This is a genomic window from Streptomyces sp. NPDC046831 (assembly GCF_040645305.1).
Lineage (GTDB): Bacteria > Actinomycetota > Actinomycetes > Streptomycetales > Streptomycetaceae > Streptomyces.
In genome coordinates this window covers 206,456-232,144 of record NZ_JBEYXZ010000006.1, presented here as the reverse complement: position 1 = coordinate 232,144, position 25,689 = coordinate 206,456, and the positions used below count along the sequence as shown (strand labels likewise).

General features: G+C 75.9%; 21 protein-coding genes and 1 pseudogene. 10 read left to right on the top strand and 12 right to left on the bottom strand.

The window, feature by feature from the left end; genetic code table 11:
• The first annotated feature begins 97 nt into the window (after positions 1-97).
• Both ABZ920_RS08865 and ABZ920_RS08860 read left to right on the top strand, forming a co-directional pair.
• Positions 98-724 (top strand): TetR family transcriptional regulator, encoded by a 627-nt coding sequence (locus tag ABZ920_RS08865; protein ID WP_361500460.1) that lies wholly within the window; start codon positions 98-100, stop codon positions 722-724.
• Positions 725-850: 126 nt separating this feature from the next.
• On the top strand, positions 851-1,516 hold the full coding sequence (locus ABZ920_RS08860) for a pyridoxal 5'-phosphate synthase (protein WP_361500390.1): 666 nt from the start codon (positions 851-853) through the stop codon (positions 1,514-1,516).
• A 40-nt stretch (positions 1,517-1,556) separates the two neighbouring features.
• Here ABZ920_RS08860 and ABZ920_RS08855 read toward each other — a convergent pair.
• Both ABZ920_RS08855 and ABZ920_RS08850 read right to left on the bottom strand, forming a co-directional pair.
• Positions 1,557-1,670, bottom strand: a pseudogene (locus tag ABZ920_RS08855) (GNAT family N-acetyltransferase); the annotation flags it as partial.
• An 85-nt stretch (positions 1,671-1,755) separates the two neighbouring features.
• On the bottom strand, positions 1,756-2,367 hold the full coding sequence (locus ABZ920_RS08850) for a GNAT family protein (RefSeq protein WP_361500387.1): 612 nt from the start codon (positions 2,365-2,367) through the stop codon (positions 1,756-1,758).
• Positions 2,368-2,977: 610 nt separating this feature from the next.
• On the opposite strand from ABZ920_RS08850, the gene ABZ920_RS08845 reads away from it, so the two are divergent.
• On the top strand, positions 2,978-4,135 hold the full coding sequence (locus tag ABZ920_RS08845; protein ID WP_361500457.1) for an NAD(P)/FAD-dependent oxidoreductase: 1,158 nt from the start codon (positions 2,978-2,980) through the stop codon (positions 4,133-4,135).
• A 225-nt stretch (positions 4,136-4,360) separates the two neighbouring features.
• Here the strand turns inward: ABZ920_RS08845 and ABZ920_RS08840 are convergent, their stop codons facing one another.
• Positions 4,361-5,692, bottom strand: coding sequence for an MFS transporter (locus tag ABZ920_RS08840; RefSeq protein ID WP_361500384.1), 1,332 nt, complete (start codon positions 5,690-5,692; stop codon positions 4,361-4,363).
• Between the two features lie 83 nt (positions 5,693-5,775).
• Here ABZ920_RS08840 and ABZ920_RS08835 point away from each other — a divergent pair, with 83 nt between their 5' ends.
• Positions 5,776-6,813: a helix-turn-helix domain-containing protein gene (locus ABZ920_RS08835; RefSeq protein WP_361500381.1), complete on the top strand. Its 1,038-nt coding sequence runs from the start codon at positions 5,776-5,778 to the stop codon at positions 6,811-6,813.
• 527 nt (positions 6,814-7,340) lie between these two features.
• Here ABZ920_RS08835 and ABZ920_RS08830 read toward each other — a convergent pair.
• The 3 genes from ABZ920_RS08830 to ABZ920_RS08820 all read right to left on the bottom strand — a co-directional run bounded on the left by ABZ920_RS08830 (position 7,341) and on the right by ABZ920_RS08820 (position 9,728).
• Complete coding sequence (locus tag ABZ920_RS08830; RefSeq protein ID WP_361500454.1) at positions 7,341-7,829, bottom strand: ATP-binding protein; 489 nt, start codon at positions 7,827-7,829, stop codon at positions 7,341-7,343.
• 809 nt (positions 7,830-8,638) lie between these two features.
• The gene (locus ABZ920_RS08825; RefSeq protein ID WP_361500379.1) at positions 8,639-9,151 is read right to left on the bottom strand and encodes an EF-hand domain-containing protein; all 513 of its coding nucleotides are present in this window, start codon (positions 9,149-9,151) and stop codon (positions 8,639-8,641) included.
• A gap of 208 nt (positions 9,152-9,359) precedes the next feature.
• Positions 9,360-9,728 (bottom strand): STAS domain-containing protein, encoded by a 369-nt coding sequence (locus ABZ920_RS08820; protein WP_361500376.1) that lies wholly within the window; start codon positions 9,726-9,728, stop codon positions 9,360-9,362.
• Positions 9,729-10,153: 425 nt separating this feature from the next.
• On the opposite strand from ABZ920_RS08820, the gene ABZ920_RS08815 reads away from it, so the two are divergent.
• Together ABZ920_RS08815 and ABZ920_RS08810 are read left to right on the top strand one after the other, a co-directional pair.
• Complete coding sequence (locus ABZ920_RS08815; RefSeq protein WP_361500373.1) at positions 10,154-10,735, top strand: sigma factor; 582 nt, start codon at positions 10,154-10,156, stop codon at positions 10,733-10,735.
• Complete coding sequence (locus tag ABZ920_RS08810) at positions 10,717-11,916, top strand: zf-HC2 domain-containing protein (RefSeq protein WP_361500451.1); 1,200 nt, start codon at positions 10,717-10,719, stop codon at positions 11,914-11,916. Before ABZ920_RS08815 ends, ABZ920_RS08810 begins: the two co-directional genes overlap by 19 nt.
• Before the next feature lie 483 nt (positions 11,917-12,399).
• On the opposite strand, the gene purU is transcribed toward ABZ920_RS08810, so the two are convergent.
• A complete protein-coding gene (purU, locus tag ABZ920_RS08805) occupies positions 12,400-13,281 on the bottom strand; it encodes a formyltetrahydrofolate deformylase (protein ID WP_361500370.1) in 882 nt (293 codons plus the stop codon).
• A 46-nt stretch (positions 13,282-13,327) separates the two neighbouring features.
• Positions 13,328-13,828, bottom strand: a complete 501-nt coding sequence (locus ABZ920_RS08800) for a hypothetical protein (RefSeq protein WP_361500367.1) — start codon at positions 13,826-13,828, stop codon at positions 13,328-13,330.
• A gap of 117 nt (positions 13,829-13,945) precedes the next feature.
• Between ABZ920_RS08800 and ABZ920_RS08795 the strand changes: the two genes are divergently transcribed.
• Entirely contained in the window at positions 13,946-15,256 is a 1,311-nt protein-coding gene (locus ABZ920_RS08795) for an ABC transporter substrate-binding protein (RefSeq protein WP_361500364.1), read from the top strand.
• An 865-nt stretch (positions 15,257-16,121) separates the two neighbouring features.
• On the opposite strand, the gene ABZ920_RS08790 is transcribed toward ABZ920_RS08795, so the two are convergent.
• Positions 16,122-17,825 carry a hypothetical protein gene (locus tag ABZ920_RS08790; protein WP_361500361.1) on the bottom strand — a complete coding sequence of 568 codons (1,704 nt, stop codon included), beginning with the start codon at positions 17,823-17,825 and terminating at the stop codon, positions 16,122-16,124.
• Positions 17,826-18,105: 280 nt separating this feature from the next.
• Positions 18,106-19,491 (bottom strand): transcriptional regulator, encoded by a 1,386-nt coding sequence (locus ABZ920_RS08785; protein ID WP_361500358.1) that lies wholly within the window; start codon positions 19,489-19,491, stop codon positions 18,106-18,108.
• A 434-nt stretch (positions 19,492-19,925) separates the two neighbouring features.
• Between ABZ920_RS08785 and ABZ920_RS08780 the strand changes: the two genes are divergently transcribed.
• The 3 genes from ABZ920_RS08780 to ABZ920_RS08770 all read left to right on the top strand — a co-directional run bounded on the left by ABZ920_RS08780 (position 19,926) and on the right by ABZ920_RS08770 (position 23,116).
• Positions 19,926-20,591 carry a bifunctional DNA primase/polymerase gene (locus ABZ920_RS08780; protein ID WP_361500355.1) on the top strand — a complete coding sequence of 222 codons (666 nt, stop codon included), beginning with the start codon at positions 19,926-19,928 and terminating at the stop codon, positions 20,589-20,591.
• 117 nt (positions 20,592-20,708) lie between these two features.
• Entirely contained in the window at positions 20,709-21,482 is a 774-nt protein-coding gene (locus tag ABZ920_RS08775) for an ABC transporter ATP-binding protein (protein WP_361500352.1), read from the top strand.
• Complete coding sequence (locus ABZ920_RS08770; RefSeq protein ID WP_361500349.1) at positions 21,479-23,116, top strand: transporter; 1,638 nt, start codon at positions 21,479-21,481, stop codon at positions 23,114-23,116. The genes ABZ920_RS08775 and ABZ920_RS08770 overlap by 4 nt, the downstream gene beginning before the upstream one ends.
• Before the next feature lie 15 nt (positions 23,117-23,131).
• On the opposite strand, the gene ABZ920_RS08765 is transcribed toward ABZ920_RS08770, so the two are convergent.
• Both ABZ920_RS08765 and ABZ920_RS08760 read right to left on the bottom strand, forming a co-directional pair.
• Entirely contained in the window at positions 23,132-24,091 is a 960-nt protein-coding gene (locus ABZ920_RS08765) for an alpha/beta hydrolase (protein ID WP_361500448.1), read from the bottom strand.
• 854 nt (positions 24,092-24,945) lie between these two features.
• Entirely contained in the window at positions 24,946-25,638 is a 693-nt protein-coding gene (locus ABZ920_RS08760) for a metal-dependent transcriptional regulator (RefSeq protein ID WP_361500346.1), read from the bottom strand.
• Positions 25,639-25,689: the final 51 nt, after the last annotated feature.

The window sequence follows — 25,689 nt, the reverse complement described above, 5'->3', positions numbered from 1 at the left end:
CAGGCACAGCTTGCTCTTCGGGCCCCCGACCCCCGTTTGCACTCGGCCGAATCGCGCTCCCATCCCCCGTCGGTAAGCTGACGGCATGACAGGACAAGTGCGTACCGTCGACGGCCGCGTGGCCGGCCGGCGTGGGCAGGCGACCCGGCAGAAGCTGCTCGACTGCCTCAGCGAGATGCTCAGCTCCTCCCCCTACCGGGACGTCAAGGTCATCGACGTCGCCCGAAGGGCGGGCACTTCGCCCGCGACCTTCTACCAGTACTTTCCGGACGTCGAGAGCGCCGTCCTGGAGATCGCCGACCAAATGGCCTCGGAGGGGGCCGCGTTGGCCGAGCTGCTCGAGGGGCGCTCGTGGGTCGGCAGGGCCGGCTGGCAGACCGCCCAGGAACTGGTGGAGGGCTTCCTGGAGTTCTGGCGCGCGAACGACGCGATATTGCGCGTGATCGACCTCGGCGCCGCGGAGGGCGACAAGCGCTTCGCCAAGATCCGCGCCAGGATCCTGAACCCGGTGATCAGCTCCCTGGCGGATTCCGTGGCCGAACTCCAGTCCAAAGGACGCGTCGACAAGGACGTGAACCCGGCCGCGATCGCCGGTTCGCTCGTCGCGATGCTCGCGGCCGTCGCCTCGCACCAGAAGGGCTTCGGCGTGAAGCAGGCCGACCTCAAGCCCAACCTGGCCCTGCTGGTCTTCCTGGGTGTCACCGGGAGGAAGCCCACGCGGTAGCCCCCCACGGTCCCGGGCCCGTACCCACGCCCCACGTCCTGTCAGGCAGGCGGCGGTCCACTGCGGTGGACCGCCGCCTGCCGCGTTGTACGGCCCCGCCGGGCCGCCCCGGGGATACTCGACGGCATGGGAACCGATCTTCACGAGCTGCTGAGGTCACTGCGCGTCTGGGACCCGGAGGTCACCGAGCTGCCCCCGCTGGATCCGGGCGCCGCGCCCGCCGACCCGCTCGCCCTGTTCACGACGTGGATCGCCGAGGCGGCGGCCGCCGGGGAGCGGGAGCCGCACACGATGTCGCTGGCGACGGCCGGCGAGGACGGCCAGCCGGACAGCCGGATCGTGATCCTGCACGACGCCGACGCCGACGGCTGGTCGTTCGCGTCCCACTCCGGCAGCCGCAAGGGCCGCCAGCTGGCCGCCCGCCCGTACGCGTCACTCACCTTCTACTGGCCGGTGCTGGGCCGCCAGGTCCGGCTGCGGGGCCCGGTCGCGGCAGCCCCGCCGCCGCAGGCGCAGGCCGACCTCCACGCCCGGTCGACGGGAGCCCTGGCCGCCGCACTCACCGGCCGCCAGAGCGAGGTCCTGGGCTCGCCGGCGGAACTGGCGCGGGCGTCCGAGGCGGCGTGGGAGCGGGCCCGGCGCGAGCCGGACGCCGAGGTCCCCTCGTGGACCCTGTACCGCCTGCGGCCCGAGGAGGCCGAGTTCTTCCAGGGCGACGAGCGGCGCCGGCACACCCGGCTGCGCTACCGGCGCACCGGGGACGGCTGGACCCGCGAGCTGCTGTGGCCGTGACCGGCGGCCGCGCCCGCGCCGTTCCGCGTCGCCGGCGGGGTCACCGGAAGCCGTGGACGGCGAAGTCGGACACCGGCCGGTACCCGATCCGCTGGTAGAGCCCGTTGCTGGTCGGGCCGGCGAGGTCGGTGAACAGCAGCACCTCCCGCACGCCCCTGTCCAGCGCGGCGGGTGAAGTACCAGTCGTCGGTCGGCCTGCCCCCTCATCCTGCGCCGCCCGGCCGGGACGCCCGGCGTTCTCACGGGGCGGTGCCGCGCTCCGGCTCCGGGTCCGTGGCGAGCCGCGCGTGCAGGTGCGCGTCACGGTAGGCGTCCCGCCGTCCCGCTTCGAACAGTGCCCCGCGCAGCGTCCCCTCGTACCGGAACCCGCACCGCTCGGCGACCCGGCAGGAGATCTCGTGCCCGACGGCGTGGTCCAACTCCAGCCGGTGCAGTCCCAGTTCGCGGAACGCCCAGCGCGCGACCAGGCCGAGGGCCCGGGTGGCCACCCGCTGCCCGCGCGCCTCGGGCAGCACCCAGTAGCCGATCCGCGCGACCGCGAGGGCCCGGCGGATCTCGGTGACGCCGATGTGTCCGAGGGTGGTGCCGCCGGCCGCGTCCGCGATCCGGAAGGACACCCCCGTGCCGTCCGCGAGGCGGGCCGCCCGCGCCAGGAGCGCCTCACGGGCGCCGTCCGGGTCCGTGACCGGGGTAATCGGGGTGTTCCACCGCTGGAACTCGGGGTCACTGGTTCCCCGCAGGAAGGCGTCGACCTCGGCGTCGGACAGCGGATCCCACGGGCGCAGCAGCAGCCCGTCCCCTTCCACGCGTGCCGAGAACAGGCTCCGGGAGTCGCGGGGGTCGGCGTTCACCGGGCCATTGAACACCGCGCCCGCCCGGGCCGCCCACCGGCCCCGTCCCGCCGGACGTCCCCCGGGAACGAGGCGCGGCGGGCGGGCCCCGCGCGGGCTTGACGGGCCCCGCGCGGGCTTGATGGGCTCGACGGGCGTGACGGGCGTGACGGGCGTGACGGGCGTGACGGGCTTGATGGGCTCGACGGGCGTGACGGGCGTGACGGGCTCGACGGGCTCGACGGGCTCGACGGGCAACCCTGCCCGCACCGGGCGACGTCCCGCCGCATCCGCCCCGGTGCCGAGCGCTCCGGCGCCTCGACGCCTCGCCCGCGGCCGGTACGGAGCGCGCCGGGTGACCGGGCCGTCCCGCCCGCACGCGGCTTCCGCCGACTCCGCGCACGGTTCCCACAGGCGTGATCAATCCGCAACCAATTCCGGTCTTGACCGAGACCCATCAATCGGGTGCGTGATTACGCTCGCGCTCATGGCCGACTCCACAGCGCCCCACCCGACGGCGCCCGAACCGACCGCGCCCGACCCCGCCGCACCCGACCCCGCCGCACCCGAGGCGGCGGCGCCCGACCGCGCGTCCGGCGCCCCCGCCGCGCCGAACCCGGCCGACCGGCCCGTGTACGTCGTCGGCGGCGGGCCGGGCGGACTGGCCGCCGCCCACGCGCTGCGCGCCCGGGGCATCCGGGCCGTGGTGCTGGAGAAGTCCGACCGGGTCGGGGCCTCCTGGCGGCGCCACTACGACCGGCTGCACCTGCACACCACCCGGCGCCTGTCGGCCCTGCCGGGGCTGCCGATGCCGCGCCGGTTCGGGCGCTGGGTCTCCCGCGACGACGTGGTGCGCTACCTGGAGAAGTACGCCGAGCACCACGAGCTGGAGATCGTGACCGGGGTGGAGGTCTCCCGGATCGAGCGCACGCCCGACGGCACCGGCTGGCTGCTGCGCGCCTCCGGCGGACGGGAGCTGACGGGCGGCGCGGTCGTCGTCGCCACCGGCCACAACCACACGCCCCGCGTGCCCGACTGGCCCGGCCGGGACGCCTGGACCGGCGAGTTCCTGCACGCGTCGCAGTACCGCAACGCCCAGCCGTTCACCGGCCGGGACGTCCTCGTGGTCGGCGCCGGCAACACCGGCGCGGAGATAGCCGTCGACCTGGTGGAGGGCGGGGCGGCCCGCGTACGGCTGTCCGTGCGCACCGCCCCGCACATCGTGCGGCGCTCGACCCTGGGCTGGGCCGCGCAGTACACGGGCGTGCTCGTCCGCCGGCTGCCGGCGGGGCTGGTGGACCGGCTGGCCCGGCCGGTGGCGAGGCTGAGCGTGCCGGACCTGTCCGCGCACGGGCTGCCCCGCCCCGACACCGGCCTGTACAGCAGGGTCAGGCAGGGCGCGATCCCCGTGCAGGACGTCGGCCTGATCGACGCCGTGCGCAGGGGCAGGGTGGAGGTCGTGGCCGCCGTCGACCGGTTCGAGGACGAGGCGGTCGTCCTCGCCGACGGCAGCCGCGTCGACCCGGACGCCGTCGTCGCCGCGACGGGCTACGTCCGCGCCCTGGAGGACCTCGTCGGCCACCTCGACGTCCTCGACGCCGGCGGCCGGCCGGTCGTCCACGGGGCCCGCACCCCGCGGAACGCGCCCGGTCTGTACTTCACCGGCTTCACCAACCCCATCAGCGGCATGTTCCGCGAGATGGCGATCGACGCGGAGAAGATCGCCAAGGCCGTCGCACGGGCGAGTGCCCGCCACACGGACCGGCAGGTGTCCCGCCTGCCGGTCTGAACGGACGACCCGGCCGTCCCGCACGCGGACGCCCGGACGAGCCCGAGGGCCGACCCGCGTGCGCCGACGCCCGGACGAGCCCGAGGGCCGACCCGCGTGCGGACGACCGGACGGGCACGGAAGTGAGGCCGCGTGCGCGGGCGGGGGCCCGGACCGGAGGACGCCGTCCGCGGCCGGAGCTCCGGGCCGCGGCGCCGGTCCGGCGCCGCGGCCGTTGGCCGGGGTTCAGGCGAGGGCCGGGCTCGCCGCTCGCGGCCGGCGCCGGATCACCAGGGCCATCAGGGCCGCCGCCGCGCACAGCGCCCCGGAGGCGTACCACATCACGTCGTAGCTGCCGAAGGCGTCGCGGGCGGCACCGCCGAGGTAGGCGACGAGCGCGGCGCCGACCTGGTGCGAGGCGAGCACCCAGCCGAAGACGATCGCGCTGTCGTCGCCGTAGTGCTCCCGGCACAGGGCGAGGGTGGGCGGGACGGTCGCGACCCAGTCGAGGCCGTAGAAGACGATGAAGAAGACCATCGGCGGGTGCACCGACGGGCCGAGGAGCAGCGGCAGGAACAGCAGCGACACGCCCCGCAGCGCGTAGTACACCGCGAGCAGCCGGCGCGGCTCGAAGCGGTCGGTGAACCAGCCGGAGGCGATCGTGCCGGCGACGTCGAAGACGCCGATGACCGCGAGCAGCGAGGCCGCCGCCGTGATCGGCATGCCGTGGTCGTGGGCGGCGGGCACGAAGTGGGTCTGGATCAGGCCGTTGGTGGAGGCGCCGCAGATCGCGAAGGTGCCCGCCAGCAGCCAGAAGGGGCCGGTGCGCACGGCCGAGAGCAGCACGGCGACCGCCCGGCGGGCGGCGCCCGGCACCGGCTCGGGCCGGGGCACGAACTCCGTCGCCCCGTACGGCTTCACGCCCACGTCCGCCGGGTGGTCGCGCAGCAGCAGCCAGACCAGCGGGACCACGGCGAGGGCGGCCAGCGCCACCGTGACCGCCGCCGGCCGCCAGCCGTGCGCCTGGACCGTCCAGGACAGGACCGGCAGGAAGATCAGCTGACCGGAGGCGGACGCCGCAGTGAGGATGCCGCTGACCAGGCCGCGGCGCTCGGTGAACCAGCGGTTGGTCACCGTCGCGGCGAACGCCAGCGCCATCGAGCCGGCCCCGAGGCCGACCAGCAGGCCCCAGGACAGCCACAGCTGCCAGGGCGCCGTCATCCACACGGTCGCCCCGGCACCGGCCGCGATCATGGTCAGCGCGCCCGCGACCACCCGGCGGATGCCGAAGCGGTCCATCAGCGCGGCGGCGAAGGGGGCGGTGAGCCCGTACAGCGCCAGGTTGATCGAGACGGCCCCGCCGATCGTGCCGCGGGACCAGCCGAACTCCTGGTGCAGCGGGTCGACGAGCAGGCCCGGCAGGGACCGGAAGGCGGCGGCCCCGATGATCGTCACGAAGGTGACGGCGGCGACGAACCAGGCCCGGTGCGGTGCCATCGTGCGGCGCCGCCGCGGGCGCGGCTCCGGCCGGCCGAGCCGGGCGCGCTCTGCGGCTGCGGTGTCGGTTGTCTGGGTCACGCCATGAGCCTCCGTCCCGGAGCCCGTCCGCACGAGTGGCCGGAAAGACAGCATTCGTTAGGATCGGGCCATAGGATCGGGCCATGGACACGGACCCGGGCCACCGCCCCCACCGCGTCGTCGTGCTCGCCCTCGACGGCCTGCTCCCCTTCGAACTGGGCATCCCGCACCGCATCTTCGGCCGCCCCCGCGACGCCGCCGGCCGGCCCCTGTACGAGGTCGTCACCTGCTCGGTGCGGCCGCCGGGGCCCGTCCGGACCGACGCGGACTTCGCGGTCCAGGTGCCGCACGGCCCGCAGGCCCTGGCCACCGCCGACACCGTGGTCGTCCCCGCCTCGTACGGCCTCGGCCCGGTGTACGAGGAGGGCGTGCTGCCCGCGGAACTGGCCGCCGCGCTCGCGCTGGTCCGGCCCGGCACGCGGCTCGCCTCCATCTGCACCGGCGTGTACGTGCTGGCGGCCGCCGGGTACCTCGACGGACGGCCCGCCACCACCCACTGGGCCGAGGCCGACCGGTTCCAGCGCCTGTTCCCGCGGGTCAGGGTGGACGCGGACGTGCTGTTCATCGACGACGGGGACGTGCTGACCTCCGCCGGCGTGGCGGCGGGCATCGACCTGTGCCTGCACATGCTGCGCCGCGACCACGGCACCGCGGTCGCCAACGACGTGGCCCGCCGCACCGTCGTACCGCCCCACCGCGACGGCGGGCAGGCCCAGTACATCCACCGGCCCGTGCCCGATCCGCAGCAGTCCACCACGACCGCGGCGCGCGCGTGGGCGCTGGGGCGGCTGCACGAGCCGATCCAGCTGCGGGACATGGCCGCGCAGGAGTCGATGTCCGTGCGGACCTTCACCCGGCGGTTCCGCGAGGAGGTCGGGGTCAGTCCCGGCCAGTGGCTCACCCAGCAGCGGGTGGAGCGGGCCCGGCACCTGCTGGAGTCCACCGGCCTCTCCGTCGACCAGGTGGCCCGCGACGCCGGGTTCGGCACGGCCCAGTCGATGCGGCAGCACCTGCAGGCGGCGCTCGGCGTCACCCCGACGGCCTACCGCCGCACCTTCCGGGCCGGTGCCGGGAGCGAGGCACGTCCCCGCCACCGCGGCAGCCGCCCGGAGCCCGTCTGAGTCGGCCCGGAAGCGCCGGAGACTGTCCACAGCCTGTGGAGGAAGGACGGCCGGGAGTGTGCCCCGAGGGACGGGAACGCGGGCGGGGAAAGGGAACAGGTCCGGCCGGCGGCGCGCTCGTGCCCGCCCCGAGCACGGCACCGCGCGCCGCCGGCCGGTTCCGGCGCACCGGTTCCGCCCCCGTGCCCCCGGGGAACCGGCCGGCGCCGGGATCACGACCCACACTCGCCGAGGGCTCCCGTCGACCGAGCCCTCGTCGTCCCCTCGCGGCGAATCGCTGCTCCTCAGCGTGATCAGGCGGCCATCGACCGTCAACACCCGCACGGCACCCTGCCCGTTGTGCGCCTTTTTTACCGGTGCGCACGGAAGCACGTCCCGGCGCACAACGGCCCGGCCGGGCGGGTGCGCGAGCACTTTCTGCCACCGTGCACCGGCCGTCACGGCAGGCGGGTGGCCCGGGGGGACGGCGGAACCCGGGCCGCGGGGCGTCGCCGGTCTCCTCCGGCTCGATCCGCCGGACAGCACACCTAGACAGCCTCGTACGCCAGGCCCCCGTACGACGACGGCTCGGCTCCGCAGGCGGCCGGGACGGCCGCCCCCTTCCCGGTCCGCCCGCAGCGGTCCAGCTCGCACCAGATGCGCTTGCCCGCGCCCTCGGAGCTCCAGCCCCAGCGGTCGGCGAGGCCGTCGACCAGTGCCAGGCCCCGGCCGCCCGTGGCGTCGTCGTCCGCGCAGCGGGGCACGGGGGCCCGCGTGCTGGCGTCGGCGACCTCCAGGCGCACGGTCGTCGCCGTCCCGGCCGACGGACAGGGCAGACACAGCCGCAGCACGGCCGGACAGCCGGTGTGCACCACGGCGTTGGTGACGAGCTCGGACACGAGCAGGATCAGCGTCTCGGCGAGCGGCTCGTCCGCCTCTATCCCCGACCCGGCGAGCCGCGAGCGGGCCCACCTTCTGGCCCGCGCCACCTCCGCCGGGTCGGGCCGGATCTCCAGTTGGACTTGAAGCACCTGCACCTGCACCGCTCACACCATCCGAACCGGCGGATCATGGCCTCGGTCGCCCCGAGCGCCACGATCGTAGCCATTCTCTGCATGGCCAGGACAAGGGCCAGAGCAGGGGTCACGGACTGTGACTCCCCTGCGAGACAGCATGGTTGACGTTCCGTCACCACAACAAGCGCTTCGGGCATATTCCCGCGCGAAGGATTACTCGTGCGGCATACTGTGCGACGCTCGTCGCGGGATGTCGAACAGGAGGGCGCCGAAGGCCGCCCCGCCCCGTGAGCAGCGGCACGCACCGCCGCGGACGGCGCCGCCCACAGGGCGGCACCGGGCTGGTTCGGAGCCGGAACCACTCGCATCCCACACAAGGTACCCGAGCAGGACGGCGACTCCGGGACGTGACGAGTCACGCCCCGGAAAGAACGCGGTGTCAACGCTGCGTAATCCAGTCGCGCCACGATCCGTTACATCGTAGGCCAAGGCTTGCGGTTGCCCCCAGCGAGGCGCGCATACAACCACACCGGCCTGTCGCACGGTGGGCCATCCGTTTCTCACTGTCCGTCACGAACGGATCGCGCACGAGACGGCGACCGCCGCCCGCCGCCGGGCACGCGGACACGTCCGGGCCGGCCGGGCGCGGTCGGACGCGCCTCGGCGGCCGGCCCGTCGCGGACGGCCTTCACGGGACGCGGTCACCCCCGGGGGCCGCGTGCACCGGCCGAAGGCGTTCGCCCGGAAGCCGGCCGTGCGCTGACGGCGGCCGGCCGCCCCGGCGAACGCGCGCGCCGGCGGCAGTCCGTCACCCGGGGCGGGACGCCGCCCTATTCGGTGACGGTGAAGTACCGGGCGAAAGCCGGGACGATGTCCGCCTCGGCCACCACGCCGTCCCCGTCCGTGTCGAGCGCGGCGGCCACCGCGCGGGCGGCGTCCTCGCCGGCCCCGAGCACCCGGAGCACGCGCGCGGTGTCGTCGACGGTGGCGGACCCGTCGTCGTCGGTGTCCGCGACGCTCAGGGCGGCGTGCAGGAAGGGACGGGCGATCTCGGCGAAGCGGTCCGGGTTGTCGCGCAGGCGCTTGACCGCCCCGTCCACGAACTCCTCGCGGGTGATGCGCTGGTCGCCGTCGCGGTCCGCGATGCCGGCCATCCCCTGCCAGAACGCCTCGGCGCCGGCGTAGAGGGCCTGTCCCTTGTCGGACCGGGCGGCCGTGCCGAACTCCGCGAGCAGGGACTTGGCCGCCACGCCGAAGTCCGCACGGTCGATGTAGCCGTTGCCGTCCTGGTCGAAGACGGCGAACCGGGCCGCGATCCTGCGCTCGTAGTCGCTGCTGACCATGTCTTTCGGGCCGCCTCACGTGTGTCGGGTCGTCTCGCACGGAGCGTACGACGCCGGAGGGCGCGCGGGGACGGGAAACCCACGCTTGTGCCAAGTCCGGGCGAATTTCGGGACAACGGCGTGGCGTGGACCGGTGAGGATGTGGCACCGGCGCCGGGGGCCGGCGGCCCGCGCCGGGAGGGCCGGGTCCGGCGCGGGGCGCGGCCGTTCAGGCGGAGAGCGGTTCCTCGTCCACCGCGGCCGCAAGGTCCGGGTAGACGTCGAAGAGGCGGCGGACGCCGAGGGCGCCGAGGACGCGGTTGACGTGCGAACCGTCGACGGCGCCGCGGGCCGGGAGGATCAGCCGCAGGCTGCCCTGGCAGGAGCGGATCAGCCGGCGGGCCGCGATCAGCACGCCGACGCCGCTGGAGTCGCAGAAGAAGACCTCGCCGAGGTCGAGGACGAGGTGGTGGCGCCCCTCGGCGACCACCTCGTGCACCCGCTGGCGCAGCACCGGCGAGGTGACCAGGTCCAGTTCCCCGGCGACCCGGAGCACGGTCCACTCGCCCTGTTCGTCACCGGTCACCTTGAACGTCACGGCCCGCCCTCCGTTCGCCGGAAAATCCCCGCAACCGCCCGGAAACGGAAGCAGTTCCTACGCTTCTTTCCGCGTGGCTGCCCAGCGGCCGTTCCCCCAAACCCCTTACAGCAAACCAGTGTCCATCAACTGAGGCCTTGTTCCAGTCGCCTTCGATCGTGTTCCATCGCGTTCCATCGTGTTCGGTCGGAGTTGGTCGTCAACGGCAGGGACGGGCGGGACGGAACGTCCGCCTCCACCGGCGCGCGCAGTCCGGTGCGCCCCCAGTACCACCTGCGGCTCGCCGGGGGCGCACATTGTCACAAAGGGGCGTGCGCTGCCGGGCGTGCCGACTACATTCGAGGAGACGACGCCCGCACGCTGGACGCGGGGACGAACCGAGCACACGGGCAGGGCAGGGCCGTACCGGACGTGGAGGGGGCCGCATGGCGGCGAAGGACGCACCGCCCCGCTGGGACCGCACGATGCAGCAGCGGCTGGCCCGCGGCGAGGCGGCCGCCCTCGGCGAGCTGTACGACCGCTTCGCCTCGCTCGTGCACGGCCTCGCCCACCGGGTGCTGGGCGACGAGCGGGCCGCCGACACCGTCACCCGCGAGGTCTTCGGCCACGTCTGGGAGCACCCGGACGCCTACGACCCCCGGCAGGGCACCCTGCGCTCCTGGGTGGCCGGGCTGACCCACCGGCTCGCGGTGCAGCGGCTGCGCACCACCGGGACCGCGGCGCTGGCCCGCGGCGGCGACGGCTCCCGGGAGGAACTGGAGCGCGAGGTCCGCCGCGCCTCGGCCGCCGCCCGTGCCGACTACATCGTCCACTCCATGCCGGCCCCGCTGCGGGCCGCCCTGGAACTGGCCTACTTCCAGCGCCGCGACTACCGCCGGACCGCCGCCGCCCTGGGCGTCACCGAGGAGGAGGCCTGCCGCCGGCTCCGCCTGGGCCTGCAGCTGCTGTCCACCGCCCACGACGCCACCCCTCCCGCCGCACCGCCCGGATACGGGGGTGCGGCGTGAGCGGATCCACCGGGGACGAGCACTCCGGGGCCGGACCGGCGGTGCGGGGGGCGGCGCCGCCGGCGCTGGAGCACGCTGTCCTGAAGTCGCTCCTCGGGGCCTGGGCGCTGTCGGCCTGCTCCCCGGAGGAGTCGGCCGCCGTCGAGGAGCACCTGGGCGAGTGCGGCGGCTGCGCGGACGAGGCGCTGCGGCTGCGCGAGGCGGTCGGGCTGCTCCATCCGCCCGAGAGCCTCGACCTCGACTCGGGCCTGCGCACACGGATCCTGCGGAACTGCCTGGAGCGGCGGCCCCCGCGCATCCCGGTGCCCGGCTGGGTTGCGCCCTACGACGCCGAGACGGCCCGCCTGGACGCGCTGCTGCAGGACATCGGGGAGACCGACTGGCAGGCGCCGGTGCGGCTGCGCTGGTTCGAGGGCGACGGCGCCGCGAGCCGCCGGACGACCGTCGCCGGGGTCGTCGCCCATCTGATGAGCGTCGACGGACTCGTCGCGGTCGCGCTGGGGCTCGACGACCCGCTCGGGGACGGCACCGCCGGCGCTCCGGCGCCGACGGCGCGCACCGAGGCCTGCTGGCGGGCCTCGCGGATACCGCGGACCCGGTCGGTGCGCGCGCCGTGGCGGGAGCAGACGCACGCCCTCGTACGGGCGGCGTCCCTGACCGAGGGACCGGCCGGCCACTCCGGCCCGACGGCCGTCTCCTACGGCGACTTCGAACTGCCCCTGCCCGACGCGATGCTCGACCGCGCCTTCGAGTGCTGGGTGCACGCGGAGGACGTCGCCGAAGCGGTGGACTACCCGTATCCGCCGCCGGCCCCGCGGCATCTGCACCGGATGATCGACCTCGCGGCGCGGATGCTGCCGGCCGTCCTCGCCGGCCGCCGGCGGTCCGGGCTCGCCGCGCCCGGCCGCGTGCGGCACCTCGTCCCGGCGGGAGCACCCGGGCGCAGCCTCCGGCTGGAGATCGAGGGACTGGGCGGGGGCGAGTGGCTGATCCCGCTGGACTCCCCCGGCGCGGTGGGCTCCGCGGAGTGGGAGGTTGCGCATGTGGCGCTGGACGGCGTGGAGTTCTGCCGGCTGGCGGCGGGACACGTCCCGCCGCTGGACGCCGCCGCCGGGCAGACCGGGGACCGGGAGGCGATCAGGGACGTCCTGTACGCGGCGGCGTCCCTGAGCCGCCTGTAGGGCCGTCCGGCGGCCGTGCGGCCGTGCGGCCGTCGCCCCGCCACCGCGCCGCCGCCACCGCGCCGTGCGGCCGTCACCGCGCCGCGCCGCCGCCACCGCGCCGTGCGGCCGTCACCGCGCCGTGCGGCCGTCACCGCGCCGCGCCGCCGCCACCGCGCCGTGCGGCTTTCACCGCGCCGCGCCGCCGCCACCGCGCCGTGCGGCCGTCACCGCGCCGCGCCGCCGTCACCGCGCCGTGCGGCTTTCACCGCGCCGCGCGGCCCGGGCCGCCGTGCGGCGTCCCGGCGGACACCGCCGTCCCGGGCCGCGGGGAGTCCGGTCGCCGGCCGGGCGCAGCCCGCGGCGGGCCGGCAGGGGACTGATCCGCCTCCTCACCAGGTCCTCCGCCGCGGCACCTTCCGGCCCACCGGCGGCGCCTCACCGGCCGCCCAGGCGAACACCACCGCGCACCTCACCGGCCCACCGGCGGCGCCCACCGGCCGCTCAGGCGAAGACCACCGTGCGCCGGCCGTTCAGCAGGATCCGGCGCTCGGCGTGCCACTTCACCGCCCGCGCCAGGGCCTGGCACTCCACGTCCCGGCCCACCGCGACCAGTTGGTCCGGCGTGACGTCGTGGCCGACCCGCTCGACCTCCTGCTCGATGATCGGGCCCTCGTCGAGGTCGGCGGTGACGTAGTGCGCGGTCGCCCCGATCAGCTTCACGCCCCGCGCGTGGGCCTGGTGGTACGGCTTGGCGCCCTTGAAGCTCGGCAGGAAGGAGTGGTGGATGTTGATGATCCGGCCGCTGAGCTGCTTGCACAGGTCGTCCGAGAGGACCTGCATGTAGCGGGCGAGGACGACCAGCTCGACGTTCTCCTCGCGGACGAGCTCCAGCAGCCGCGCCTCGGCCTCGGGCTTGGTGTCCCTCGTCACCGGGATGTGGTGGAAGGGAATGTCGTAGGAGGCCACCAGCTCGGCGAAGTCGGTGTGGTTGGACACCACCGCCGCGATCTCCACCGGCAGCGCTCCGATCCGGGTGCGGAAGAGCAGGTCGTTCAGGCAGTGCCCGAACTTGCTGACCATCAGCACGATCCGCATCCTGTCGTCGGCCCGGTGGATCTGCCAGTCCATCTGGAAGGAGTCGCCGATCGCCGCGAAGCTGGCGCGCAGCTTGTCCACCGTCACCGGGGGTTCCGCCGAGAAGTGGACGCGCATGAAGAACAGTCCCGTGTCCTGGTCACCGAACTGCTGGCTGTCCACGATGTTGCATCCGGTCATGAACAGGTAGCTCGACACGGCGTGCACGATGCCCTGCCGGTCGGCGCAGGAGAGGGTGAGGACGTACTGGTCGGCCTGGGCCGGGGGCCGCGGGGACTGCTCGCTCATGCCAGCCAGGATCTCACGTCCGCCCCGGCCCGCGGGGCGCCGTCCGCTACGCGGACCGGGTCATGATCCGCAGCACCTCGAGGGTGCGCGGCGGGGCGTCCGGGTCCTCCCCGTCGCTCACCGCCATCCGCACGTGCGCGTCGCGCGCCGCCCGGACCGCCTCCGGCCAGGCGTGGTGCTCGAGGTACGCGGCCACCGGGGCGTCCGGACCGACCTGGTGCATGAGGCGCAGCACGCGCAGGACGGCCGTGTCGACGAGCGCCGCCTCCTGGGAGTCGCGGAAGATGGTGCCGACGTACTTCTCGGCGGACCAGTTGTCCAGCCAGGTGTCCTCCACCAGGCGGTACACGGCGTCGGTGACGTCGCCGTACCCCTCGACGCCGGCGAGCCAGACGTCCCGCTGGAAGGCCGGGTCGGAGAGCATGTGCAGCGCCGAGCGCACGTTGCTGCGCCAGCGCCACCACGGCATGTCGTTCACGGGCATACCGCCCATGGTGGACGAGCGGCGGCCGCGACGGGAAGAGTTCTCCGAACCTTGCACGGTCATCGATCGTACGTTCCCCCTCGCACCGGTCTCACCGGCCCCCGTAATTCACCTGGACGTCACCGTCCGTTGAGCGAGGGTCACTCGCGGGTTAGTGATGTGACGGAATCGTGCGTGCCCATGACCGGCAGGCAGCGCAAGCGCAGCATGTTACTCCCCGCCTCCCTCCGGCCCGCCGCGAGACGCTCCGCGCTGTGCGCGGTCGCGCTGGCGGTCTGTGCCTCGCTGGCGGCCGGCTGCGGGCTGGTCCCCGGTGCCACGGGGGGCTCCGGGGACGAGCCCGTGACCGTGATGACCTGGGCGCCTGAGGACACCCGGGTCACCAACAAGCCCGGCATGCCCGCCATGGCCCGGGCGTACGCCCGCTGGGTCAACTCCCACGGCGGCGTCGGCGGCCGCGAACTCAGGGTGCTGACCTGCAACGAGAGAAACGACAGCGTGTCCGCGGCGAAGTGCGCCCGGCGGGCCGTCAAGGAGAACGTGGTCGCCGTCGTCGGCTCCTACAGCCAGTACAGCGACTCCTTCTTCCCCCCGCTGGAGGGCGCGGGCATCCCGTACGTCGGCGGCTACGGCGTGACCACCGCCGAGTTCACCCGGGCGCTGTCCTACCCCGTCAACGGCGGCCAGCCGGTGCTGCTGGCCGGCCTCGGCAGGCAGCTGGCGCCCGACTGCGGCCCGGTGGCGCTCGTCCGGCCCGACACCATCACCGGCGACGAGCTGCCCGGCCTGCTCGACGCGGGCCTGGCGTCCGGCGGCCACGGGCCCGCGCAAGACCAGCGCGCGGCGGAGGACGCCACCGAGTACTCCGGCCAGGCGGACCGGGCGCTCCGGCGGGCGACCGCCACCCCGGGGGCGAAGGGCTGTGTGATCCCCGCGCTCGGCGACCGCACGGGCATCTTCATGGACTCCTTCCGGCGCGCCCGCGAGGACTACCCGGCGGTGCGGACCGCGGCCGTGCTGGGCAGCGTCGACCAGACCGTGGTCGACGCCGGCGGCGGGCGGACGGGACCGTACGAGGGGGCGTACATCACCGGCTGGTACCCGGTGGCGAGCGACCCGCGCTGGAACGCGATGAAGAAGGTGATCAACGAAGAGGCCTTCGGCGACAACCGCATCGACCCCGCGGATCCCGGCGTGCAGACCACGTGGATCGCCTACACGGTGCTCCGGGCCGTCCTGGAGCGGATCGGCGCCGGGGAGGTGACCCCCGGCAGCGTGCGCCGCACGCTCGACGACGGGCTCACGGTGCGGACCGGCGGCCTGACCCCGCCGCTGCGCTGGCGTTCCGAGGACCTCCTCGCCTCGGTCGGCCTGCCCCGCCTCGTCAACGCCGACGTCACCCTGCAGGTCGTACGGCAGGGGCGGCTGGTGGCGGCCACCGAGGGCTTCGTCGACATGGCCAAGCCGCTGGAGAACGCGGACGTGGACTGAGCCGCCCGGACCCCGGCTCCGGGCCCCGCCCCGTACCCCCGGCCCCGGCTCCGGTCCCGGGTCCCGCCCGCCCCGGCGCCCCGGCCCGTGACCCAGGGTGCGCGGTCCGGTCGCTGTGCCGGCCCGGCGCCGGTCCACATGGCGCCGGTCCACCCGGCCGGCCGGCGCCGGTCCACCCGGCCGGCCCGGCGTCCCGCCTTATGGCCCGGGGTGCGGGGTCGATCGCGGCGGCGGACCCGCGCCCGGCCCGTACCCCCGGCTCCGGCTCCGGGCCCGGGTCCCGACCGCCCCGGCGCCCCGGCCCGTGACCCAGGGTGCGCGGTCCGGTCGCTGTGCCGGCCCGGCGCCCCCGCCGTGGCCCAGGGTGCGCGGTCCGGTCACAGGGCCGGCTCGGCGCCGGTCCACACGGCCGGCCCGGCGTCCCGCCCCGCGGCCCGCGATGCGGGGTCCGGTGCCCCAGCCCAGGCCCAGGATGCGTGCGCGGTCCGGTCGCTGTGCCGGCCCGGCGCCCCGCCGTGGCCCAGGGTGCGCGGTCCGGTCACAAGGCCGGCCGACGCCGGTCCACCCGGCCGGCCCGGCGTCCCGCCCCGCGGCCCGCGAGGCGGGGTCCGGCGCCCCAGCCCAGGCCCAGGGTGCGTGCGCGGTCCGGTCACGGCGTCGGCCCGGCGCCCCCGCCGTGGCCCCACCGTGCGCGGTCCGGTCACAGGGCCGGCTCGGCGCCGGTCCACACGGCCGGCCCGGCGTCCCGCCCCGCGGCCCGCGAGGCGGGGTCCGGTGCCCCAGCCCGGGCCCAGGATGCGTGCGCGGTCCCGTCACGGAGCAGGTTCGCGCCGGGCGCGTCACCGGGGGCGGGGCCGGAGTCCCGTCAGAGCTGGGTGGGCTGGCGCTGGGTCAGGCCGTAGGTCGTGGCGATGCTGTTCCACAGCTGCGCGGCCTTCGTCTTCTGCGCGCTGGCCACGCCGCTCGCGCGGTTGCCGGCCTGGGCCTCCCCGGTGACCCGGGCCTGGCCCTTCTTGCAGCCCCTCTTGCCGCCCACCTGGTCCGCCCAGGCCGCGTAGTGGTTGTCCGCCGACTGGGACGCCTTCCACGCGCTGGTCAGCGCGGAGGTCAGCGCGGTGTGGTCCGGGAGCTTGTCGGTGGGCAGCTGCGCCAGGCGGGCCACCAGCTCGCCGCGCTGCCTGGCCGCGTCGCGCAGGTCGGCGGCCGCGTCGCCGAGGTTCTTGCAGGCCTTGACGTCGGCCACGGCCTGGATGACGGAGGCACGGCTGCTGCCGCTGTCGGCCAGCAGCTTGTCCAGGCCGGCCGCCTGCTGCCGGGCCGGGTCCGCGGACGCCGGCGCGGAACCGCCGGGCGTCGCGGGCGCGGTGGCGGAGACGGTCTGGTTCTTGCCGTCGGCTCCCTTGTCGTCACCGCCGTCGCTGAGCAGGGCGCCCGCGCCGACACCGAGCACGACGATGCCGGCGCCGACGGCGGCGATCAGCGGCACGCGCGAGCCGCTGCGCCGGCCCCGGCCGCCTCCGTCGCCCCGGCCGCCGTACGACGGTCCGCCGCCGGGACCGGACGGGGCGGGGGCGGCGTGCGGGGCCTGCTGCTCGAAGCGGGGCAACTGCTGGGTGGAGGCGCCGGGCGCCTCGCCGCGGGACCCGTCGCGGAAGAGGTTGTCGAACTCGGCCGGCGTGCCGCCGTACGACGGTCCGCCGCCCTGGGCGTCCACGGGCGGGATGTACTGCGTGGCCTCGGCGTCCGGGTTGCCGCCGGTCGCCGCGCCCGGCAGCGGACCGGAACCGCTCTGCGGTACGCGGCCCAGGTACCGGGTCGCCTGGTCGCCCGCCTCCGGCGGCAGGGCGCCGCCCGGCACGGGCGGGATGTACTGCGTGGCCCCCTCGTCGGCCGGTGCGGCGGCGACCGGCGGCAGGTACTGGGTGGCCCCTTCGTGCGCGGGGGCCGCGGCGGCCGGCGGCAGGTACTGGGTCGCGCCCTCGTCGGCGGGCGGAAGGGGGGCGCCGCCGTAGGCGCCCTGCCCGTGCGGCGCGCCGTGCCCGGCCTGCCCGTGCGGCGCGCCGTGCCCGGCCTGCGCGTGCGGGGCGGGCTGTCCGGCCTGCGCGTGCGGGGCGGGCTGTCCGGCGGAGTAGCCGTACGGGTCGGCGCCGGCTTGGGGCATGGCGCCCGCCTGGCCGGTCTGCTGGTCATACGGCGGCTGCGCGGCGCCGTGGTGCGTGCCCGGGGCGCCCTCGGGCGGCAGCGCGCCGGCCCCGTGCCGGGCGGCACCCTGGCCCGGCGCGCCCCACTGCCCGGCGGTCTGCTGCTGGTACGGGTCCGCCGCACCCCACGGCTGCTCGGCCGACGTCTGCCAGCCCTGCGGGGACGGGGCCTGCTGCTGGTCGGGTCCCCAGGGCCGGCCCCAGGCCTGGCCGCCGGCCGGGGCCTGGCCGGCCGGCTGCGCGGGCGGGTGGCCGCCGGGCGTGCCCGTCATGCCCGGCAGCAGGGGCTCGCCGCCGTCGGAGGGCAGCACGATGCCTTCGCGCGCGGGCTGCGCCGAGGGCTCCTCGCCCTGTCCGCTCTGCGTCACCGGGACTCCTGTGAATGGGGGACCTTCGGAATCGTCGGCTCACGCTACCGGGTCCCCGGAGCCGGGTGCCACGCAGTACGCGACCTGACCTCCTTCCCTGTGACAGCAGTAACAAAACCGGCCCGCCGCACGCTGATGAGCTCCGTCCCGGCCCGACCGGCCGCCGTCCGCGCCCAGTTGCCGCGGCCGCCGCCGGCCCGCCGCCGCCCCCCGGCGGCCGCCCGCCCCGGTCGGCCGCGCGAACTGCCCCGCTGGGCACCGCACTCGGCGGGTCGCGGGCTCAGGCCGCCGCCGGCACCTCCAGCCGCGCCCCGAACTCCCGCACCACCGGCTCGTCCCGGTACGGCTCCAGCCGCTGCTGGAAGTCCTCCAGGTACTCGGCGCCCCGGTTGGACCGCAGCGTCTCCAGCAGCCGCACCGCCTCCGTGCCCGTGGCGCAGGCCTGCTCGACCTCCCGCTGCTGCACCTGCGCGGTGGCGAGCAGCAGGTAGCCGATGGCCCGCCGCCGGGCGCGCGACTCGGGGTGCCCGGCCAGCGCCTGCCCCGCACAGCGCGCCGCCGCCTCCGCCTGGCCGAGGTCGCGGTGGCAGTGCGCCAACTCGTCGGCGAGGTAGGCCTCGTCGAAGTGCGCGATCCACACCGGGTCGTCACCCGAGGCGGCTTCGGCGGCCTCCAGCGCGCCGACCGCCCGCCCGGACGACAGCTGCGCCGCCCGCAGGTCGCCCATCAGCGCGTGCCCGCGCGCCTCGGCCGCGTGGAACATCGCCTCCGCGCGCGGGGTGACCCGCCCGCGCGTCCCCTCCTGCGCCGCCCGCGCCAACTGCGCGATCTCACGCGGGTTCCCGAGCTGCGCGGCGAGGTGGCTCATGGACGCGGCGAGGATGTAGCCGCCGTAGCCGCGGTCGCCGGCCGCCTGGGCCAGCCGCAGCGCCTGGATGTAGTACCGCTGGGCGAGCCCCGGTTGCCCGGTGTCGACGGCCATGTAGCCGGCGAGCTCCGTCAGCCGGGCGACGGCGGCGAACAGTTCGCGCCCCACCGCCTCCCGGTAGGAGCCCGCCAGCAGCCCGGAGACGACGCTGTTCAGGTAGTGCACGACCACCGGGCGCACGTGTCCGCTGCCGTACTGGTGGTCGAGGTCGGTCAGCGCCTGCGTCATCGCCCGCACCGCGGCCACGTCCGCGCGGCCCACCCGGGGCCCGGCCGAGCGCGCCACCTGCGCGTCCGGCCCGGAGATCAGCCAGTCGCGGCTGGGCTCGACCAGCGCGGAGGCCGCGACGGAGGAGCCGGACAGGAAGTCCCGGCGCCCGACGTCGCTGCGCCACAGCTCGCAGACCTGCTCGATGGCCCCCAGCACCGTCGGCGAGAACTGGAGCCCTACCCCGGAGGCGAGGTTCTTGCCGTTGGCCATGCCGATCTCGTCGATCGTGACCGTGCGGCCCAGCTTGCGGCCCAGCGCCTCGGCGATGACGGCCGGCGCCCGTCCCCGCGGCTGCTGGCCGCGCAGCCAGCGGGCCACGGACGTCTTGTCGTACCGCAGGTCCAGACCGTGCTCCGCGCCGCACAGGTTGACCCGGCGGGCGAGCCCGGCGTTCGAGCATCCCGCTTCCTGGATGAGCGCCTGCAGCCGTTCGTTCGGCTGCCGCGCGACAAGCGGCCTTGCGGCCATGGCGTACCCCCTGCTCATGGCGGGTCGCCCCCGGGGCGCTCCACCGGCGGCGGGAGGACTCCCGCGCCCGGCCCCTCGGCCTCGGCGCGGTCGCCCTCCCGTCCCCGGCGCGTCCCTTCGGCTCACCCGCCGTCTGGCTGCGGTGCCTGCCCGTGCACCGAGTTGTCGTGTCCTGAGCGGCCGGATCCCTCGCGTCCCGGCGAACCGGTCCGGCTGTGACGATCAATGCCCCGCGGACATACCGACAATGCGAGGCATGCGAGGATTGCCGGGGTAAAGGCGGATGCCAACCCCCCACGGGACTACCCCACGCCGCCGTCGTTCCTCCCGCGCGCCCCCACGGATGCACCCGTGCGCCCCAGGCGCGGAACCAGTGCTCCTCCCCCGCGCGCGGGCGGCCGTGACTCCCGGTGGACGCGGGAGTTGAGTGGATCGTGGAAGAGACGATCCCGGACACCGAAGCCGCACCGACTGCCGGACAGATCCCGCAGCAGCGTGGTCAGTCGCCGCTGGACGCCGCCGTCCGCTACGCCGAGGAGCGCCACTGGGACGTCGTCCCCGGCACCTGGCTGGAGACCGTCGACGGCGTGCGGCGCTGCTCCTGCGGTGCGCCCGCGTGCGCCGCGCCCGGCGCGCACCCCGCGCGGGAGGACTGGGCGGCGCAGGCCACGGGCAGTGCGACCGCCGCGCGCCGGCTGTGGCAGCGGCGGCCGGCGGCGTCGGTCCTGCTGCCCACCGGCCGCACGTTCGACGCGATCGACGTGCCCGAGAGCGCGGGCTTCCTGGCCCTGGCCCGGATGGAGCGGATGCGGCTGACGCCGGGGCCGGTGACGCTGACGCCGGACCGGCGCATGCAGTTCTTCGTGCTGCCGGGCGCGTCGGCGAAGGTGCCGCAGCGGGTGCGCGCGCTGGGCTGGTCGCCCGCCTCCCTGGACCTGGTGGCGCTCGGCGAGGGCGCCTACGTGGCGGCGCCGCCGACCCGGTACGGGACGGGCGGCGCGGTGCAGTGGGCGTGCCGGCCCACCGCGGCGAACCGGTGGCTGCCGGACGCGGACGAGCTGGTCCCGCCGCTGGCGTACGCGTGCGGCAGGGACCGCTGACGGTGCCCTCCGCGCCCGGCCGGAGCGGGCCCTCGACGGCCGCGGTCCGGCGCTGTGCCCCATGACCCTCCGGTGCGGCACCACCGTAGGGTGGGGCCCTGACGGAGGGAGCGGGGAGTGGGTTCAGCGGCCGTGCGGGTGCGGGGGCTGTGGAAGCGGTTCGGGCAGCAGGTCGCCGTCGCCGGGATCGATCTGGAGCTGCCCGCCGGGAAGTTCATCGGGCTGGTCGGGCCCAACGGCGCCGGGAAGACGACCACCCTGTCGATGGTGACCGGGCTGCTGCGGCCGGACCAGGGCACCGTCGAGGTCGTCGGGCACGACGTGTGGCGCGACCCGGTCGCCGTGAAGGCGCGCATCGGAGTGCTGCCCGAGGGGCTCCGGCTCTTCGAGCGGCTGTCGGGGCGTGAACTGCTGTCCTACTCCGGGCGGTTGCGCGGCATGCGGGGCGACGAGGTGGACCGCCGGGCGGCACAGCTCCTCGACGTGCTCGACCTGGCCGGGGCCCAGCACAAGCTGGTCGTCGACTACTCGACCGGCATGCGCAAGAAGATCGGGCTGGCGGCGGCCCTGCTGCACAATCCCGAGGTCCTCTTCCTGGACGAGCCGTTCGAGGGCGTCGACCCGGTGTCCGCCCAGACCGTCCGCGGCGTCCTGGAGCGCTACACCGCCTCGGGCGGCACCGTCGTGTTCTCCTCGCACGTCATGGAACTGGTCGAGTCGCTGTGCGACTGGGTGGCCGTCATGGCGGCGGGCCGCATCCGCGCCCACGGCCCGCTCGCCGAGGTGCGCGGCCAGTCCCCCACCCTCCAGCAGGCGTTTCTCGAACTCGTTGGCGCGCAGGGCCGCGACGCGGGCTCGGACCTCGACTGGCTGGGCGGCGGGGCGCGATGAACGGTGTTCCGCCCGCGCCGGCGCACCCCGCCGGCCCCGCCGCGCCCGGCGCCCGGGTCGTCCCCGTGATCGTGCGGCTGAAGCTGTCGCTGCTGCGCAACGGGCTGCGGCGGTCCGACGGGCGCCGCGCCGCGTACGTCGCGTCGATGGTCCTCGTGCTGCTGTTCGCCGCGCTGCACCTGCTCGGGCTCGTCGCGCTGCGGGGCCACGCGCACGCCGCGTCCGTGGCCGTCCCGGCCGCGGCCGTGCTGGCGCTGGGCTGGGCGGTGATGCCGCTGTTCTTCCCCGGCGGCGACGAGACCCTGGACCCGACCCGCCTGGTGATGCTTCCGCTGCGCCCCCGGCAGCTGGTCCGGGGGCTGCTCGCGGGCTCCGTCGTCGGCGTCGGCCCGCTGTTCACGGTCCTGCTCCTGGCCGGCTGCGTGCTCTGCGTGGCGCACGGGGCGGCCGCGTACGCCGTGGCGGTCCTCGCCGTCGTCCTGGCGCTGCTGGGCTGCGTCGCCCTGGCGCGGGCCGTGGCCGCCGCCAACCTGCGCCTGCTGACCAGCCGCAAGGGGCGGGACCTCGCCGTGCTGAGCGGCCTGGTCGTCGCCGTCGGGGCGCAGCTCGTCAACTTCGCCGCGCAGCGGCTCGGGGAGCGGGGCCTCGCCCAGCTCGATCCGGCCGCGGAGGTGCTGCGGTGGGTGCCGCCCGCCTCCGCGGTCGGCGCGGTGGACTCGGCGAGCAGGGGCTCGTACGCGGTCGCCGCCGCGCAGCTGGCCCTCACCGCCGCGGCCGTGCTCGCGCTGCTCCGGCTGTGGGAACGCAGCCTGACCCGGCTGATGGTCACCGGCGACGCCTCCACGCTCCAGGCCGCCGGGCCCGCCGCGCGCGGCCGTTCCGCCAAGGGCCCGGCCCGGCTGCTGCCCTCGGGCCGCACCGGCACGGTCATGGAGCGCAGCCTGCGGTACGTGTGGCGCGACCCCAAGACCAAGGCGGCCTGGATCACCTCGCTCGCCGTCGGCCTGATCGTGCCGGTGTTCAACGCCGTGCAGGGCACCGGCAGCCCGTACTTCGCCTGCTTCGCCGCCGGGATGCTCGGCATGCAGATGTACAACCAGTTCGGCCAGGACACGTCCGCCTTCTGGATGGTGGCCCTGACGATCTCCTCGCCGCGCGAGGCGTACGCCGAGCTGCGCGGACGGGCGCTGGCCCTGCTGTCGATCACCCTGCCGTACGCCACGCTCGTGACCGTGCTGACGACGGCGCTGCTCGGCGACTGGTCACGGCTGCCCGAGGTGCTCGGCCTGTCCTTCGCGCTGCTCGGGGCGATGCTGGCCACCGGCGCCTGGGCCTCGGCCCGCTTCCCGTACTCCATCCCGCAGGAGGGCCACAAGAACGTGGCCCCCGGCCAGGCGAACCTCGCCTGGATCTCCCTCGTCGGCGGCATGGCCGCGGCGGCCGTGCTCTGCGCGCCCGTCATCGCCCTGACCGTCTGGGCGCGGGCCGGCGCGGGCGGCGAGGTCGTCAGCGGGCTGCTGCTGCCGGTGGGCGCGGCGTACGGCGCCGGGCTCGCCCTGCTCGGCCTGCGCCTGGCGGCGCCGCGCACGGCGGGGCGTCTGCCGGAGATCCTGGCGGCGGTGAGCAAGGGCTGACGGGGCGGCCGGGCCTCACCCCGTCAGCACCGCGTCCAGGAACGGCTCGACGGCCGCGCGCCAGGCCTCCGGCTGGTCGTAGTGGACGAGGTGGCCGGCCTCGGCGACCTCCGCGTACTGGCCGCGGGGCAGGACCCGGACCATCTCCTGGGCCTCGGCGCGGCCGAGCTCCCCGTCCAGGCCGCGGACGACGAGGGCGGGGCACTGGACCTGGGCGAGCTCCTCCCAGTGCGCGTCGTACACCCAGGACTCGCGGGACTTCAGCATCTGCCCGGGGTCGAAGACGGGCCGCCAGCCGTCCGGGCACTCGTGCATGACCTCGGCGTAGAACTCGCCGCGGGCCGGGCTGGGGCGCTCCACCCACGGGTCGTCCTCGCCGAACCACTTGCGGACGTCGGCGAGGGTGGCGAAGGGCGTCGGCCAGGTCGTGAACCAGTCCTCCCACTCGCGCTGGGAGGCCGCGCCGAGCGCGGAGGCCCGCATGTCGCAGATGACCAGACCGCGCACCAGGTCCGGTCGCCTGGCGGCGAGCTGCCAGGCCGTCAGCGCGCCCATGGCGTGGCCGATGACGACGGCCGGGCCGAGCCCGAGCTGGTCGACGGCGGCCTCGGCGTCCGCCACGTAGGCCTCGCGGGTGTAAGCCGCCCGCGGGGGCTTCTCGCTCTGGCCGTGGCCGCGCTGGTCCAGGGCCACGGCCCGGTGCCGCCCGGCGAGCCAGCGGGCGGTGCCGGCCCAGTGCGAGGCCCGGCCCATCAGGCCGTGCAGTAACAGCACGCCGGGGTCGTGCGCCCCGGCGCCCGCGCCTTCCGCGCCCGGACCGCCCGGCGCCGGTGCCTGCGGACCGTCCTCACCGGGTCCGGCCGCGCCGGCCTGTTCCGGCACGAACGGCGCCGGGTCGCTCTTGGGAGGATCGGCGAACTCCCAGGCCGCCAGGCGTACGCCGCCCGCCCCGGTCACCTCGATGCGCCGCGCCATTGGTTCCGGCACCCCCTTGCTTTCCTCGGGCCGGTCGTTCCGACCGGTGCCGGCCGGCTCCGAATGACCCACAGGCTATCGAATACATATTCGAAAATGCGGCCCCTGGCGGTAACACCCCTCGTTCGAGTGACCCTTCGTCAGGCATGATCGCCGCCGCCGGGGGGAGATCTTCAACGGGAGGCGGACCGCTCGGGGAAAAACGGTCCGAGGGGGACGACCCTGAGAGCTCGGGGCTCCGGGTCGACACTGGGGAGGACGGGCCCCGGCGCCCAGCGGCGCCGGGGCCCTCCACATCTTCGCGACGCATTCTCCCCACCCCCTCCACGCCGTACGCCTCTCGCGACAGCCTCGCACGCGCGGGGGCCGGGCGCTGCGATTCGACGCACCGGAGGCCGCGCGTGGCGGCGCCTCCGGGCGAACGCCTTCGGCCGGTGCACGCGGCCCCCGGGACCGCGTCCCGTGAGGGCCGTCCGCGACGGGCCGGCCGCCGGGCCGTACACGCCTCGACGGGCCCGGCGGTCACCCGGCCGCACCGGCCACCGGGCCGAGGACGCCGCGGGGACGCCAGAGATGCCGGGGCGCCAGGGACGCCGCCGACGGGCTGGCGAACCGCGGCGGCGGGGGCGGCGCGCGGTCGGCGTCCACCAAGGCCTCGCGCCCGTCCTGGACGTCGTCCGCGATCGGGCCCCGGTCCGCTGGGCCGTCTCGTCGACCAGGTCCGGGTCGAACGACACCCCCGGGCCGGCGGCACCGGGCACGCCGTGGCACGCCGGGCCGTGAAGCCGGCCAGGCACTCCTCGTGCGCGCCGGCCGGGACGCCGAAGCGGCCCGCCGGCGTCCGCAGGCAGGGGTCAGCGCTTGGCCACGAAGACGTGCGAGGCGGTGTCCGCCTGCAGCTCGGCCGCCTCACCGCCGCTGCCGACCAGCACCCCGCCCGCCGACTGGGTGACGCTCACCACCGCACCGGGCTGCACGCCCGCACGACGCAGCGTGTACATCAGCTGGGCGTCCGTCTGGATCGGCTCGCCGATCCGCCGCACGACGACCGTCTTGCCGTCTGGGCCCGGCGCCAGGTCCGCCAGCGACACCATGCCCTCGTCGAGGAACGGGTTCGACCCGTCCGGCTCGCCCAGCTCCTCCAGGCCCGGGATCGGGTTGCCGTACGGCGACTCGGTCGGATGGCGCAGCAGCTCCAGCACCCGCCGCTCGACGGCCTCGCTCATCACGTGCTCCCAGCGGCACGCCTCGGCGTGCACCTGCTCCCACTCCAGGCCGATCACGTCGACCAGCAGGCACTCCGCGAGCCGGTGCTTGCGCATCACGCGCGTCGCCAGCCTGCGGCCCTCGTCCGTCAGCTCCAGATGGCGGTCCGGGGCGACCGACACGAGGCCGTCGCGCTCCATCCGGGCGACCGTCTGGCTGACCGTCGGACCGCTCTGGTCGAGCCGCTCGGCGATCCGGGCGCGCATGGGGACGACGCCTTCCTCCTCCAGCTCGAGGATGGTGCGGAGATACATCTCCGTGGTGTCGATCAGTCCGGACATTGTGCCCCTCGATTACCTCTGCCGAAGGCTCGACGGCTCTCGGCGGTGTGC

Bases quoted from the DNA above. Each gene is read 5' to 3' on its own strand.
- ABZ920_RS08785 (WP_361500358.1), bottom strand. From the start codon at position 19,491: ATGGCCGCAAGGCCGCTTGTCGCGCGGCAGCCGAACGAACGGCTGCAG.
- ABZ920_RS08825 (WP_361500379.1), bottom strand. From the start codon at position 9,151: ATGGTCAGCAGCGACTACGAGCGCAGGATCGCGGCCCGGTTCGCCGTC.
- ABZ920_RS08765 (WP_361500448.1), bottom strand. From the start codon at position 24,091: ATGGCGCGGCGCATCGAGGTGACCGGGGCGGGCGGCGTACGCCTGGCG.
- purU (WP_361500370.1), bottom strand. From the start codon at position 13,281: ATGAGCGAGCAGTCCCCGCGGCCCCCGGCCCAGGCCGACCAGTACGTC.
- ABZ920_RS08860 (WP_361500390.1), top strand. From the start codon at position 851: ATGGGAACCGATCTTCACGAGCTGCTGAGGTCACTGCGCGTCTGGGAC.
- ABZ920_RS08795 (WP_361500364.1), top strand. From the start codon at position 13,946: ATGACCGGCAGGCAGCGCAAGCGCAGCATGTTACTCCCCGCCTCCCTC.
- ABZ920_RS08760 (WP_361500346.1), bottom strand. From the start codon at position 25,638: ATGTCCGGACTGATCGACACCACGGAGATGTATCTCCGCACCATCCTC.
- ABZ920_RS08815 (WP_361500373.1), top strand. From the start codon at position 10,154: ATGGCGGCGAAGGACGCACCGCCCCGCTGGGACCGCACGATGCAGCAG.
- ABZ920_RS08770 (WP_361500349.1), top strand. From the start codon at position 21,479: ATGAACGGTGTTCCGCCCGCGCCGGCGCACCCCGCCGGCCCCGCCGCG.
- ABZ920_RS08800 (WP_361500367.1), bottom strand. From the start codon at position 13,828: ATGACCGTGCAAGGTTCGGAGAACTCTTCCCGTCGCGGCCGCCGCTCG.
- ABZ920_RS08835 (WP_361500381.1), top strand. From the start codon at position 5,776: ATGGACACGGACCCGGGCCACCGCCCCCACCGCGTCGTCGTGCTCGCC.